This window comes from Vibrio nitrifigilis (assembly GCF_015686695.1).
Classification (GTDB): domain Bacteria; phylum Pseudomonadota; class Gammaproteobacteria; order Enterobacterales; family Vibrionaceae; genus Vibrio; species Vibrio nitrifigilis.
This window is the reverse complement of record NZ_JADPMR010000001.1, coordinates 606,174-620,268: the sequence shown is the minus strand read 5'-3', so window position 1 is coordinate 620,268 and position 14,095 is coordinate 606,174. Positions and strand designations below refer to the sequence as shown.

The following is a 14,095-nucleotide window of genomic DNA, read 5'->3' as shown; positions in this document are numbered from 1 at the left end:
TATTTTCTCTTACACCATAAATAAAAATGGAGCCTAATTGGCTCCATTTGAATTCTTTGATTGACTATTTTAAGCGGAAACGTTCGCCAATAACTCCTGCCAAAGCTCATTCACGATCACTCGATCAGCGGGTGTCAGCTCTGAACGAGCATCGTTCAAACTTGCTTCAATACGCTCTTTTAGAACATCCACATCACAGATATTTTCGTCTTCACATGACGCTGCTGATAAAGAGATATGACCACGTAAATAACCACCAGCAAACAACTCATCATCATTAGCAGTCGCGATGCGTTGATCGATGATATCTAACAATTTCTCTTCAAATTCAATAATCATATCTTTCTCGTTAATCCACTTTATAGGCAAATTAAGCCACTAAAAATTGCTCGGCTGACAATGGTGGCGTGTGATAAAACTCGCGTAAAGCTTGGGAAAGCTGTGCCACCCGAGTAGGTAACCCTTGTTCTAATATTCCCATCACTTCACGATGTACGCGCTGCATGAACGCTAATCTGTCAGGCTCACAATCCCCGTTCAAATTATCGCAACTGACATTGAATGGGAATCCTGCGCTCATCGCTATAATCCATTCATACGCTTGCGGACGAACTTCTACATTTTCAAACTGGGCCTGCACTTCTGCAGTTCGTCCATCAGGTTCGTACCAATAACCAAAATCTTCCAGTAAACGCCTTTCCGGCCCTGCCACCAGCCAATGCGCAATTTCATGCAATGCTGAAGCATAGTAGCCTCGAGCAAAAATAATACGGTGATCTGGATGGGATTCATCTGCCGGTAAATAAATCGGCTCATCGCCACCTAGCTCTAATCGCGTTTGGTATTCAGCGTAAAATGTATTATTAAAAATTTGGATAATATCGGTATTTTGATGGGTCATGGACTTATGGGTATAAAATTTCCGTCTACATAGACGGAGAGCATTTTCCAGATTTTCTCGCCAAGGTAAAGGAGAAACAAAAAAGACATCCAAATGGATGCCTTTTGTAACGAACTAACGACGGTTAAATTTGCGGTGTTTCAGTCGTCACATTCGCATTTTGACCGCGATGGCGTAATAAATGATCCATCAGTACAATCGCTAACATCGCTTCTGCAATGGGTACCGCTCGAATACCTACGCAAGGATCGTGACGACCTTTCGTAATCAACTGAGTCGCTTCGCCTTGTTTGGTTATCGTATCACCAGGCACGGTAATACTCGACGTTGGCTTAAGTGCAATACTCGCAACAATATTTTGGCCGGTCGAAATCCCACCGAGAATACCGCCAGCATGGTTACTCCCAAAGCCTTGAGGGCTGAGTGGATCGCGATGTTGGCTGCCTCGTTGATTCACAACAGCAAAACCATCACCAATTTCAACCCCCTTCACCGCATTAATACTCATAAGAGCATGAGCAATGTCGGCATCTAAACGATCAAAGACGGGTTCGCCCAAGCCTACAGGCACTTGTGTAGCGACGACTTCAATCTTAGCACCAATAGAATCACCATCTTTCTTCAGATCACGAATAAGCTGATCAAATTGCTCAACCTTATCGACATCTGGACAGAAAAACGCGTTGTTTTCAATCTCATCCCAATCGACTTTATCGATGGTCACGTCACCCATTTGCGAAAGGTAAGCACGAATTTCAATACCAAATTCTTGCTTTAAATACTTCTTAGCAATTGCCCCCGCGGCCACTCGCATCGCCGTTTCTCGGGCTGAAGAACGGCCACCACCACGATAATCGCGAATGCCATATTTTTGATGATAGGTATAGTCGGCATGGCCTGGGCGGAATTTGTCTTTAATCTCAGAATAATCTTTAGAGCGTTGGTCGGTGTTTTCAATCAGTAACCCGATTGAAGTCCCTGTCGTTTGACCTTCAAACACCCCAGAAAGAATTTTCACTTGATCCGGTTCACGGCGTTGAGTGGTATAACGAGAAGTGCCTGGACGACGACGATCTAAGTCTCCCTGCAAATCGGCTTCGCTAATTTCCAGTCCTGGTGGACACCCGTCAACAATACATCCCAGTGCGATACCGTGACTTTCTCCAAAGGTAGTGACCCGGAAGTGTTGTCCGATACTATTTCCTGCCATTCGTTCCTCAATTAAGTGGTTAGAAACCTATTTGGCGATGAGTTTCTAACCAACATTACTATTCTTCGTGGCTCAATAGTCGCTTTATTACGAATTGATGTAAAGCCTTATTCTCCGACAAAGAGAGTAAAAACAAATAACGCCGACCCTAAGGTCGGCGTTATAAAATCATTTAGATTGCTAAGTATCTTAAATTAATCTAGATACAACGAAAATTCATCAGCACAATCCACTAACTGTTGGCGAGTTAGCATGAAGACACCGTGACCACCATTTTCAAATTCAATCCAAGTAAATGGGATATTTGGATATTGTTCCATCAGGTGAACCATAGAATTACCCACTTCACAAATCAAAATGGCATTTTCACTCATGTACTTAGGTGCGTTAGCAAACATACGGCGTACTAGTTTCAAGCCATCAGAACCAGCGGCCAAACCAAGTTCAGGTTCGTGACGGAATTCCTCAGGCAAGCTCGCCATGTCTTCCTCATCCACATATGGAGGGTTAGACACAATCAGATCGTATTTCACTTCTGGCAAGTCGCGGAACAAGTCAGAACGCATAGGAATCACTTGCTGCTCAAGACCGTGATCTTGAATATTCTGCTCTGCCACTTGCAGCGCATCCAGCGAAATATCAACCGCATCAACTTCTGCATCAGGGAACGCATAGGCTGTGGCAATAGCAATACAGCCACTTCCGGTACATAAATCCATAATGCGAGTAGGCTCTTCTACTAGCCACGGTTGAAATTGGTTTTGAATGAGCTCACCAATCGGTGAACGTGGCACAAGTACACGCTCATCAACGAAAAATTCAAGGCCACAAAACCAAGCTTTATTCGTTAAATAAGCAACCGGAGTATGGTCGTTAATACGTTTGATAACGCGTTCAACAACACGTAAACGCTCGCTGCTTGTTAAGCGAGAGTTCAATACATGGGGAGGCACATCAATCGGCAAATATAGGGTTGGTAGAACCAATTGCACCGCTTCATCCCACGCATTATCAGTCCCGTGGCCATAAAATAGGTTCGCTGCATTAAAACGGCTGACCGTCCAACGAATCATATCTTGAAGCGTATACAGTTCAGAAACCGCTTCATCGACGAAAATCTTATCCAAATTTGCCTCCAAAAAGCGCTACAATACTGCCAGTTTCGATTAATTAAAGTTTATCTATCCCCAATGAGCAAAAAAGACACCGACTTCAAAAACCAGAATGAATTCGATGGCGTTGACGATTTCGCGTTATTTAAGGATGCAGTAAAGGGCGTAAAAAAGTTGCGTCAGGATACCATAATCCAGCCGCCAAAAAGAAACATTAAACAGAAAGAAATTCGCCGTTCTGTACGAGAAGCCAGCGATAACGACTTTTATTTCTCAGATGAGTTCGTCCCTTTGCTCAGCGATGATGGTCCAACCCGTTATTCTCGCAGTGATATTTCTAAATATGAGCTAAAAAAGTTGCGCCGTGGCGTATACGTGCCGGACGTTTTTCTCGACATGCATGGTATGACACAGCAAGAAGCCAAGCGAGAATTAGGTGCTATGGTGGCTTACTGCATTAGAAATAGTGTCCATTGTGCCTGCGTTCAGCATGGTATCGGGAAGCATATTCTTAAGCAGAAAGTGCCTTTGTGGTTAGCACAACATCCAGAAGTACTGGCTTTTCACCAAGCGCCTTTAGAATTTGGCGGTAACGGAGCATTGTTAGTGCTGTTATCCATTCCAGAAAAATAACGCGACGAAGCCTAATAACGAAAGTCAGGAGGGATTGGCATGTTATTTTCATCCAGCACAGGTCTTTTCCCACCTTTACGACGAAATTGTTTGAGCTGGAATACATAGGCCAGAATCTGTGCCACAGCAACAAAGAGACCATCTGGAATTTCTTGTTCTAGCTCAGTGGTATGATACAGAGCACGGGCAAGAGGTGGCGCTGGCACAATGGCAATATCATGCTCACGTGCCACTTCACGAATCTTCATTGCAATATGATCTACCCCCTTGGCAACCACCACCGGCGCTTTATCCGTATTCTGTTTATAACGCAAAGCCACCGAGAAGTGCTCAGGGTTAGTCACTATGACATCGGCCTGTGGCACATCTGCCATCATACGTCGTTGCGCCGCTTCACGTTGTAACTGCCGAATACGTCCTTTCACTTCCGGTTTACCCTCAGTGTCCTTGTATTCGTCTTTCACTTCCTGCTTAGTCATTTTCAACTGATTGGCGTGCTGCCAAATTTGAAATGGGATATCAATCGCCACAACAACCAACAGTGAACAACTGATCATTAAGATAAAATTAAGCAGAATGGATAAGGCATGGAAAATATTGGACGGAAATGAATCTGTAGCCAGTTCGAATAAGTCTTGCTTTGATGCTTCAATCAAATAAAACGCAACGCCAGCAACCAGTGTCACTTTTAAAATTGATTTTAAAAGCTCCACCCAACTCTGCATACCAAACATGCGTTTAAACCCACTCAGTGGATTCATTTTATTAAATTTGGGCATTGCGGCTTGTGCGGAAAAACTGATCCCCCCCAAGCCGATAGCCCCAATCACAGCAGAAACAAATAACGTAATAAGAATCAGCAATAGCGGCCCAATTAAATGAGTTAAGGCGCCAAGTGCAATATCAAATAGCTTACTTAAATTGAACACTTCTTCGCGGCTCAAACTAAATAAGCGTTTCATCACCACCATTAAGCCTTTGGCTAGCGACTCCCCAAACCACATTAAGGAGACAGCTCCCATCACCAAGACAGCAACAGATGCGAGTTCTTTCGAGCGGGCAACCTGGCCTTTTTCCTTGGCCTGCTGTCGCCTTCGGGGGGTGGCTTCTTCGGTCCTTTCTTGACCGTCTGATTCTGCCATCTCAGCCTCCTAGCAACTGGAATGAATTAGGCGACACAATTGCTGTTCACCATGGGACCAGAAGAGATCGTATTGATTATATAACCCGCCGATAATGTACCAGCACAGTAATAAACCAACTAAAAGGGCAAACGAGAAACCCAAAGAGAAAATATTTAATTGCGGTGCTGCACGGGTCATGACACCAAACGATAAGTTCACCGTCAATAAAGCCACAATTCCTGCGAGTGACATACTCAACGCTACTTTAAATATAGTACTTAACCACAAAGCCAATTCACGAAAATCGACAGCTGTTAGCGAACCACTACCGATAGGAATGGTTTTAAAACTGAGCACCACTAAGTGGATCATTTCTAAGTGTCCGTCGCTCGCCAAAAAAAACATGGTTGCTAAGAACATGAATAATTGACCAAGCAATGGTGTGCTTTGCCCATTCGCAGGATCGACCATAGACGCAAAACCTAAGCTAGACTGCATACCTAAAATTTGCCCGAGTAGCACAAAAGTTTGAATCATAAACTGGGTAATCATCCCCATTGCAACACCAATTAAAATCTGCTGAAAGGTAATAATCAGACCTTGCAACGAAAATAATTCGATATTACCGGGGATAGCCGGAATAGCAGGCATCACAGCAAAGGTAATCGCTAGACCTAAAAACAGTCGAATTCGCGATGACACAAAGCGGGCACCTGTCACAGACATGACCATTAACATGGCCGATATGCGGGTATAGGGCCAGAAATAGTTGGCAATAAAGTCGAGAATCACACTCGCAGGATATTCCATATCGAAACCTTAGTGCAAAACCTGCGGCAAGCGTTCAATCATGGAATAAAAGAACTCCATCAGCATTTGCGTCATCCAGTGGCCGAAAAACATCAGCGCCAGTAACGTCACAATCAAACGAGGTAAAAAGCTTAATGTCTGTTCGTTGATGGATGTGGCTGCTTGAAATACAGCAACGACCAAACCGATTAATAAGCTAGGTACAACAATAGCCGACACCATGATGAGGACGATCCATAGAGCATGACGAAAAAGCTCAACAAATATTTCTGGTGTCATTATCTGTCCTCCATCACATCACAAAACTGCCGGCTAACGTCGACAGAATTAGGTTCCAGCCATCAACTAATACAAATAGCATCAGTTTAAATGGTAAAGAAACAATCATAGGTGACAACATCATCATACCCATGGCCATCAACACAGATGCCACGACTAAGTCGATGATCAAAAAAGGTAAAAACAGCATAAACCCAATTTGAAAAGCCGTTTTTAATTCCGATGTAATAAAAGCGGGAATCAGAATCGCCATTGATACATCTTCTGGCTGATCGACCTTAGCGCCGGCGATATGTACAAAGGTTTCCAAATCTTTTATACGGGTCTGTTTAAGCATAAAAGATTTCATCGGCTGCTCAGCCTGAGCAAACGCTTGGCGCGCATTAATTTGCTCATTCAAGTAGGGCTGAATTGCACGATCATTAATTTGATTGAATACTGGTGCCATAATGAAAAAAGTCAGAAACAGAGCAATACCAATAATGACCTGATTTGATGGTGTTTGTTGTAGTCCCATCGCTTGGCGTAAAATCGACATCACCACGACAATACGCGTGAACGAGGTCATTAAAATCACCATGGCAGGCAAGAAACCTAACATGGTCATTAACGCTAAGATTTGCAGATTAATCGAATAATCTTCACTGCCATCAGGATTAGTCGTCACTGTTAACGCCGGAATACCGCCATTTTTATTAGTGATTGCGATAGACTTTGCACCATTAGCACTTTGTGTCGTGCTAGTCGACATACTCATCGTTGGACCACCAGCAGAATCTTGCTCTTGCTGAGCATAACTCGCAAATGGCGTCATGAGTATGACCACGCTGAGGCTGAACAGTAAACACCCTTGTTTGAGATGCTGGTTTATAGCCTTAAGAAGATGATTTATCATGCTTTTTCAACAGTTGGGAAAGTTGCGTAGCAAAAGGAGCAGTCGAGCTTTCCTCTTGCGCAAGTGGGGTTTCTAATTTAGCAATAAGTTGGATAGATTGAGCTGTAGCACCAATTAAAAATTGCTCTTCTCCGGCTTGAATAATCATGACACGCTCTTTGGTCCCAACAGGTAGTTGGCGCACAATGCTTAAACCTTTCTGCTGCCCCATACTTGGCAGACGCATACGTTTAAGTAACCAGCCTAAAAATAAAATCAACGCAATAACGAACAATAGCGACCCTAACGTGGTCGCTATATCAAACGGTTCCGGTGCTTCACTTTGAGCCCATACGGGGCAAGAAACGACCGTTAAGCCAATGATTTTCTTCATTCGCTATCTCAGTTTCTTAATGCGTTCAGTTTGGCTGATAACATCAGTGAGACGAATACCAAACTTATCGTTCACGACAACCACTTCGCCGTGAGCAATCAAAGTACCATTGACCATCACATCTAACGATTCGCCTGCAACTCTATCTAACTCAACAACTGAACCTTGGTTCAATTGCAGTAAGTTACGAATACTGATTTTTGAACGCCCGACTTCCATAGAAATAGTGACAGGAATGTCCATGATGGTATCCAGTTTTCGACGCTCATCATCACTGATTGGCGCTGAAGTATCTTTCAACTCATCAAGAGGCGCAGCTAAGACTTCGTCGACATCTACTTCAGGCGCATCAGGATCTTCACCTAAGGCAGCAGCCCACTCATCGGCTAGCTTTTGATCTTCGCTTTTTGACATTTGTGTTACCTTTTTTCTTAATCTAAGCCGTTAGACTCATCTTCGGCCTCTTCATTTTCAAGTTCGGCAATAATATCCTTACCTAAAAATGCCAGATCAGTTTTAACTACATCTGGGCGGCGGATTTTTTCTGATATTTGTACCGCTAGCTTGTCATTACTCCGCCCCATTTTTACGCGATAAGTCGGTAATTCTTCAACAAACATAACAGCATGTTTTGGCATATCTATCGGTATAATATCGCCAGGTTGCAATTCCATCAAATCTCGCAATGCAATATTTTTTTCCAATAAATTGACGCGAAAGTTAACTGGAACATCCATGATTTCTTCTTTCAGCGCCGAGCTCCAACGTACGTCCGTTTCCATTTTATCGGACTGAACACCCGCATCGAGCAACTCGCGAATTGGTTCAACCATCGAATATGGCATCACCACGTGAAAATCACCGCCACCACCGTCAACTTCAATATGGAACGAGCTGACAACAATCACTTCCGTCGGACTAACAATGTTCGCCATACTTGGGTTAACTTCTGAATCCAAGTACTCAAATTCAACGCCCATGACCGGCGACCATGCTTCTTTGTAATCGCCAAACACAATTTTCAACAGCAGTTGAATGACTCGACGCTCTGTCGGAGTAAATTCTCGCCCTTCAATACGTGCATGGTAGCGCCCGTCACCGCCAAAAAAGTTTTCTACAAGAATGAAAACGAGACGAGCTTCCATGGTAACTAATGCCGTCCCTTTTAGGGGACGAAAGCGCACCATATTTAAACTGGTTGGTACATACAGAGTGTTTTGGTATTCACCAAATTTCATCATCTGTACGCCGTTAATCGATACCTCAGCGGTTTTACGCAGCATGTTAAACAAGCTGATCCGCATGTGACGCGCAAAACGTTCATTGATCAATTCCAAGGTCGGCATGCGACCACGGACAATACGATCTTGCGATGAAAAGTCGAACGAAACCGTATCGGCTCCCTGTTCCTCTACCTCATCTTCGGCATCATCGACGCTGTCAACGCCATGCAACAACGCATCAATTTCGTCTTGGCTTAATAGATCGGTCACAGCACACCTATTGCATTACAAAATCAGTAAATAAGACACGTTCAATCACTGGGCTGCCTACTGCTTTTGACAATGCCATTTTGATATCTTCCGTCGCCTTATCGCGTAACTCTATTCGTCCCGTAGGGGTACGAAGTTGCTCTACCGTCGCAGCTGCAAAAGTGGAGAGAATCGTACTTTCGATCAATGGTGAATGATAACGAGCAAGATCTTCATTTTTCGAGCCACGCACCATCAGTTGTACTTTTACTTGAACCATCCGATTACGCTGGTCACCCGTCACATTAAATACAAACGGTTGGGCAATATTGACATAAGCAACTGGTTCAACAGGTGTCACAACCTCTTCTTTAGGAGCACTGTTAGCCGCTTCGTCGCCACCATCATCCCCCATCAAGAAAAAAGCCGCGCCACCACCAACAGCAAGTAACACCACAACGGCGATAATAATGATCAGTAATTTACTTTTGCCCTTGGGCGCGTCTTGTACGTCTTCATCTGCCATAGTCTTTCTATGTTCCTACGCGGTTATGTTATTCATTTTTCTTATTTTAAGCGTAATAACTAATTCCATCACGCTTTGATGTGACATTCAAATCAACTTTGACGTCTCCATCAAGATTTTCTTGCTGTCCTGGCAACTGACTGCTGTTAGTTTGACCATTTCCAGAAGCAAAACTCTGTTGCTGTTGTTGTCCCCCCCCTGAATGCTGCTGTACAGAGGTTCCCCCCAGCTGGACACCTTGTTGAGACATCATTTCACGCAAGCGAGGCATTGATTGCTCAAGTGCATCTCGAGCATGTTGATTAGCAACGGTAAAATGCACAGATGCACCACCGTCATTATGCATATTCATTTTGATATGTAGACGACCAAGCTCTGGTGGGTCGAGACGAATATCGACACTTTTCAAGTTTTTAGACATCATCATCTGTACTCGCTCTGCTAATTGATCAGCAGAGTCTTTAGACAATTGTAGCGGAGATGAAGCGACTTGCTGCGCTTGCTGCGTACCATCGGCTCGCTGTAACTGTTGTAAAGAATGCAAACCTTGCCCTCCAGCAGCAGCCGCTAGTTGATTTGCTAATTGGGATTCTTTACCGCTTAACACCGAGTTTTTCCCAGTCACACCAGCTAATGCTTTTGCTCCTAACGCTTCTTTTAGTGCCGATTCATTCAGCGCTTTTTCTTTGAGAAGATTCACCCCTGCAGCAGGATTAAACGCTCCAGCCACGGTTTGATTACTATCGACTTGCTGAGCCACATGGGTTGCACTATGACTTTGCAATTGTGCTGCTAAAGCCGTCTTATTCTCACCTTGATTCAGTTGCTGTAGAGCTTGTTGCAACGCTGCAGGAGACAAATGCTGTCCTTGTCGAGCCGCTGCTTCTTGAATTAACTGTATTTTTTGTTTATCTGATAACGCGGCTAACTCTTGAGCTTGGGGGGTCATATGTCCTGCGGCCAAAGCACCTAACTGCGCTTCAACCTGAGGTAACGCCGCTTGCTGCTGCTCTTGCTCTCTTTTTGCCACTAACAGCTGTTTCAGCTGATCATCGGTGAGTTCTGGGTGTTCTTTTTTCACTTGAATTAACTGAGCTAACTCTTGCTCAGTAATTGGCTTTTCAGCTAATACATCGGTTGCTTCTGCTGTTGCTGAGCTAGAATGCAACGCTTGCCATTGTTTTAAAGCACTGAGTTCTTGTTTACTTAACACAATCTCTGGTTTAGATTCATCCTGCCCATTGTGCTGTCCTGCTTTAACCAATGATTGAGGCGATACTTTAATTGCCGAATGCTCATTACCTAGAGGCAATGAATTGCCGTCTGAACCTTTCGTCAACGTTTGATTCGCTTGTTGCAGTTTGCCTAGCAGTTCACTGCCCTTAGCCATCACTTGAGCCGTTTTTTCTTTAGCACTCGGTTCAGCTTTTGCTGCTGCGACGTCCTGTCTAAATGTCTCTAATTGCGGTTTTTCTTTCAGTTGCGCTGCTATTGCTTGCTCTAACTGTTTTAGATTCAAACCCTTACTGTTTGCTAAATGGGTTAGTTGTGAGCTATCAAGTTGTAGTAATTGCTTAACTGATAACTCAAGCAGTTTTCCATCTTTATCCGTGAGAGCCTGTTTCAATAAGTCATCTGCGCTAACCGCCGATTTTCCTTCACTCTTTACGTCGCTCTTCACATCGCCCTTGGCATCTGGTTTACCGGTAACTTGTACAGATTCGTCCTCCGCTCCACCAAACATTAACGAGATGAGCTTATCGAAAAACCCTTGATGATCATCAGCACTTTCACTTTTGTCGACTGCTTCAGCCCCTTTGCCTTTGACAGCAACCGTTGCTTTTGACGTATCTACTGTTGGGGTTGTATTGACATTCATATCCATTATCTCGTATTCATGCGCTTAGTAGCTAAATATCACTAATGCTCAGTAACTTAGATGGGGTAGCCATGGCCTGACCACCATAAACCGTAAGAACGAAACATCAAACGGCAATCAGAAAATCTTTATTCAATGAGATTTTTGCAAGATTCAAGCCACATATTAATGGGGAGGGAAACGAATATAGGAACAACGTAAATAATGCTACGAATCAGAATTTAGACGACGGCGATTAAAGCTCAGTGTAGAGAATTCATCCATCATTTTCTGTTCGCGCTTCTCTTCAGCAAGTTGCTGTTCGTGTTGTTTTTTCTCGATCAACCATTCATAAGAACGCCGTTTTTTTCGAACTTCTAACCAATGTTGTTCACAGTTAGTTACTTGCTGCTTAAAGTGATTTTCTGCCTCACGCTGCTTAGACAGTGTTTCATCTAACTGGTTGAGAAAACGCTGTAGATGCCCGTACTGACTCGCCGTTAACCCTTCTTTACCACGATCAATCAACTGTTGGCAGTAATCCATTCGATACTGTTCAATTTGTTTAAGCTGTTGATAGTAATTATCAAGCTCAGTTCTAGACTGATTAAGCGCCATAACCGCTTTATCTTCATTATCTTTGGCTTGCTGTAGAAGAAACTCTAACGCACTATCCATTTCATTTCTCCTTCAGCTTTAGCACAAGATGCTCAAGCTACAATTATTCACTTTGCACACCTAGCACATTACGTAACATACTCAAGCACATATCATAAGGTACAGACTCTTTCATACTTTGCTGCAGATATTGATCTAACTGTGGCTTAAGAGTAAAGGCACTATCAATCGCTTGATCCGTACCAGGCTTATAAGCACCAATCGACACCAAATCTTGGTTTTTACGGCAAATAGACAGTACTTGGCGCACCGCTTTCGACATAAGAACGTGTTCTTCATTGGTGACCTGCGGCATAACACGGCTCACTGATTTTTCCACATCAATGGCTGGATAATGCCCAGCATCCGCCATTTCACGCGATAGCACAATATGACCATCAAGAATCGCTCGAGAGGCATCTGCAATTGGGTCCTGTAAATCATCCCCTTCCGTCAGTACGGTAAAAAATGCCGTGATAGAACCTTGATTCGGACCACCATTACCCGCTCGCTCTACGAGCGCAGGCAATTTAGCAAATACTGAAGGCGGATAACCTTTTGTTGCAGGCGGTTCACCTACTGAAAGGGCAATTTCACGTTGGGCTTGGGCAAAACGAGTTAACGAATCCATGAGCAGTAATACATCTAAGCCTTGATCGCGAAAATATTCAGCGATAGTCAGTGCGGTTTGGCACCCTTTCAAACGCATTAGCGGTGAAGAATCGGCAGGAGCAGCAACAACAACCGAACGCTGACGACCTTCTACACCCAAAATTTCTTCAATGAATTCTTTTACTTCGCGACCACGTTCACCAATCAGACCCACGACAACAACTTGCGCGGTGGTGCCTCGCGTCATCATGCCTAAAGTGACCGATTTACCCACACCTGAACCTGCAAATAGCCCGATGCGTTGCCCTTTTCCCACGGTCAATAATCCATTGATCGCCTTAATACCAACATCCAATGGTTCATCAATGGGTTTTCTTGCTAAAGGGTTAATAGGCTCAGCACTAAGGGACGCTCGATTTTCGGTATAAAGCGGACCTAATCCATCAAGGGGATTACCCACACCATCGACAACCCGACCGAGAAGCTCCATTCCTACAGGCATTCCAGCTTCTTGAGTAAGCGGTGTGACTTTTGCACCTGGCAAAATGCCATTGATTTGTTCACTTGGCATGAGGAAGAGGTTATCACCTGAAAATCCAACCACCTCAGCTTCCATATCACCATTCATGGTTTCTATTTGGCACAAACTACCAATAGGTGCTTTGCATCCAGTAGCTTCCAGAGTGAGTCCAACTACACGAACTAACTTACCCGATGCAATCGGCCGACTCGTCAGTCCTTGGACTTTATAATTGGAAAGTCGCTCAGATAGAGACAGCATTACTCAATTCCTGCGTGATGACGGTTAGCTGCACAAAATTGATTAAGAACGGTACGAATTCTCTCTTCTAACCGGTAATTGACACTGGAGTCACTCGCTTCAATTTGTACGTCACCAATATCTAATGCAGGTTCAGCCACAAGAGTCCAATTACGGAAATCCAGCTCCTGGTTCCCATAGGCTTGCTTAACAATTACAACATCATCCGGATGCAATTTAAGTGTGATGGCATGACCTGCAATGGGTAGTGATTCTACCGATTGCTTAATGGTATCGAGGATAATTTGTGGATTGGTTTTCACTTCAACATGCACGACTTCTTTAGTTAGCGTTAGCACCATATCCACCAGCTGTTTCTCAACTTGGGCATTCATCAACTCAAGGGGCTGAGCAAACTGATTAGCCAGTTGGACAAAACGTTCAACTTGTTCTTGAATATGTTCCTGACCGGCGGCGATACCTTCTTCTTTACCAGCAACTAAGCCTTCTTCGTGACCGGATTGGAACCCGGCTTCTTTACCCTGCTCTAAACCCGTTTGAAATCCTTCCTCTTTTCCTTGTTCAAGTCCTTCTTGGTAGGCGGCTTGACGGATTTGTTCAATTTCTTCAACTGAGAGAGGTTTAGGTTCTTCGACTTCGGGTTCATCAAACGAAGGCATCCAGCCAGGGTCATAATTCATGGCTGTTTCTTTAGCAGTTTTCGCCGATTCCGCACCGTAGTCAGGTAGGCCCCAACGTTTTGCTTGTTGCTCTTCTGCGGCGTTGGAATCTGGGCGGATAAACCCTCGTTTTCTTTCAACAGGCATCATGAATCCTAAGTCAATTACTAAAAGAACGAGAAGGAGGCACGAG

General features: G+C 44.1%; 16 protein-coding genes and 1 pseudogene. 1 reads left to right on the top strand and 16 read right to left on the bottom strand.

Annotated elements, in window-relative coordinates:
- Positions 1 to 69 precede the first annotated feature (69 nt).
- The 4 genes from I1A42_RS02845 to prmB form a co-directional block, all read right to left on the bottom strand.
- On the bottom strand, positions 70 to 339 hold the full coding sequence (locus tag I1A42_RS02845; RefSeq protein ID WP_196122591.1) for a YfcL family protein: 270 nt from the start codon (positions 337 to 339) through the stop codon (positions 70 to 72).
- A gap of 31 nt (positions 340 to 370) precedes the next feature.
- On the bottom strand, positions 371 to 901 hold the full coding sequence (locus tag I1A42_RS02840) for an elongation factor P hydroxylase (RefSeq protein WP_161153390.1): 531 nt from the start codon (positions 899 to 901) through the stop codon (positions 371 to 373).
- Between the two features lie 124 nt (positions 902 to 1,025).
- Entirely contained in the window at positions 1,026 to 2,111 is a 1,086-nt protein-coding gene (gene aroC, locus I1A42_RS02835; RefSeq protein WP_161153389.1) for a chorismate synthase, read from the bottom strand.
- Positions 2,112 to 2,305: 194 nt separating this feature from the next.
- Positions 2,306 to 3,238: a 50S ribosomal protein L3 N(5)-glutamine methyltransferase gene (gene prmB / locus I1A42_RS02830; protein ID WP_196122590.1), complete on the bottom strand. Its 933-nt coding sequence runs from the start codon at positions 3,236 to 3,238 to the stop codon at positions 2,306 to 2,308.
- A gap of 63 nt (positions 3,239 to 3,301) precedes the next feature.
- On the opposite strand from prmB, the gene smrB reads away from it, so the two are divergent.
- Positions 3,302 to 3,856, top strand: a complete 555-nt coding sequence (gene smrB, locus I1A42_RS02825; RefSeq protein ID WP_161153387.1) for an endonuclease SmrB — start codon at positions 3,302 to 3,304, stop codon at positions 3,854 to 3,856.
- A gap of 11 nt (positions 3,857 to 3,867) precedes the next feature.
- Here smrB and flhB read toward each other — a convergent pair whose 3' ends face one another.
- The 12 genes and pseudogenes from flhB to fliH all read right to left on the bottom strand — a co-directional run bounded on the left by flhB (position 3,868) and on the right by fliH (position 14,049).
- Complete coding sequence (gene flhB, locus I1A42_RS02820) at positions 3,868 to 4,998, bottom strand: flagellar biosynthesis protein FlhB (RefSeq protein ID WP_161153386.1); 1,131 nt, start codon at positions 4,996 to 4,998, stop codon at positions 3,868 to 3,870.
- A gap of 9 nt (positions 4,999 to 5,007) precedes the next feature.
- Complete coding sequence (gene fliR / locus I1A42_RS02815) at positions 5,008 to 5,790, bottom strand: flagellar biosynthetic protein FliR (protein ID WP_161153385.1); 783 nt, start codon at positions 5,788 to 5,790, stop codon at positions 5,008 to 5,010.
- A 9-nt stretch (positions 5,791 to 5,799) separates the two neighbouring features.
- Positions 5,800 to 6,069, bottom strand: coding sequence for a flagellar biosynthesis protein FliQ (fliQ, locus tag I1A42_RS02810; RefSeq protein ID WP_161153384.1), 270 nt, complete (start codon positions 6,067 to 6,069; stop codon positions 5,800 to 5,802).
- Between the two features lie 13 nt (positions 6,070 to 6,082).
- Positions 6,083 to 6,757 (bottom strand): annotated as a pseudogene (fliP, locus tag I1A42_RS02805) (flagellar type III secretion system pore protein FliP); the annotation flags it as partial.
- Positions 6,758 to 6,944: 187 nt separating this feature from the next.
- Positions 6,945 to 7,337 carry a flagellar biosynthetic protein FliO gene (fliO, locus tag I1A42_RS02800; protein WP_196122588.1) on the bottom strand — a complete coding sequence of 131 codons (393 nt, stop codon included), beginning with the start codon at positions 7,335 to 7,337 and terminating at the stop codon, positions 6,945 to 6,947.
- 3 nt (positions 7,338 to 7,340) lie between these two features.
- The gene (gene fliN, locus I1A42_RS02795) at positions 7,341 to 7,751 is read right to left on the bottom strand and encodes a flagellar motor switch protein FliN (RefSeq protein ID WP_161153381.1); all 411 of its coding nucleotides are present in this window, start codon (positions 7,749 to 7,751) and stop codon (positions 7,341 to 7,343) included.
- A 17-nt stretch (positions 7,752 to 7,768) separates the two neighbouring features.
- Positions 7,769 to 8,830, bottom strand: coding sequence for a flagellar motor switch protein FliM (gene fliM, locus I1A42_RS02790; protein WP_161153380.1), 1,062 nt, complete (start codon positions 8,828 to 8,830; stop codon positions 7,769 to 7,771).
- Between the two features lie 7 nt (positions 8,831 to 8,837).
- Positions 8,838 to 9,335: a flagellar basal body-associated protein FliL gene (gene fliL, locus I1A42_RS02785; RefSeq protein WP_196122587.1), complete on the bottom strand. Its 498-nt coding sequence runs from the start codon at positions 9,333 to 9,335 to the stop codon at positions 8,838 to 8,840.
- Positions 9,336 to 9,381: 46 nt separating this feature from the next.
- On the bottom strand, positions 9,382 to 11,214 hold the full coding sequence (locus I1A42_RS02780) for a flagellar hook-length control protein FliK (RefSeq protein WP_230389330.1): 1,833 nt from the start codon (positions 11,212 to 11,214) through the stop codon (positions 9,382 to 9,384).
- Positions 11,215 to 11,421: 207 nt separating this feature from the next.
- Complete coding sequence (fliJ, locus tag I1A42_RS02775) at positions 11,422 to 11,871, bottom strand: flagellar export protein FliJ (RefSeq protein WP_161153377.1); 450 nt, start codon at positions 11,869 to 11,871, stop codon at positions 11,422 to 11,424.
- 43 nt (positions 11,872 to 11,914) lie between these two features.
- Positions 11,915 to 13,243 carry a flagellar protein export ATPase FliI gene (fliI, locus tag I1A42_RS02770; RefSeq protein ID WP_161153376.1) on the bottom strand — a complete coding sequence of 443 codons (1,329 nt, stop codon included), beginning with the start codon at positions 13,241 to 13,243 and terminating at the stop codon, positions 11,915 to 11,917.
- Entirely contained in the window at positions 13,243 to 14,049 is an 807-nt protein-coding gene (gene fliH / locus I1A42_RS02765) for a flagellar assembly protein FliH (RefSeq protein ID WP_196123766.1), read from the bottom strand. Before fliH ends, fliI begins: the two co-directional genes overlap by 1 nt.
- Between the last annotated feature and the right edge of the window lie 46 nt (positions 14,050 to 14,095).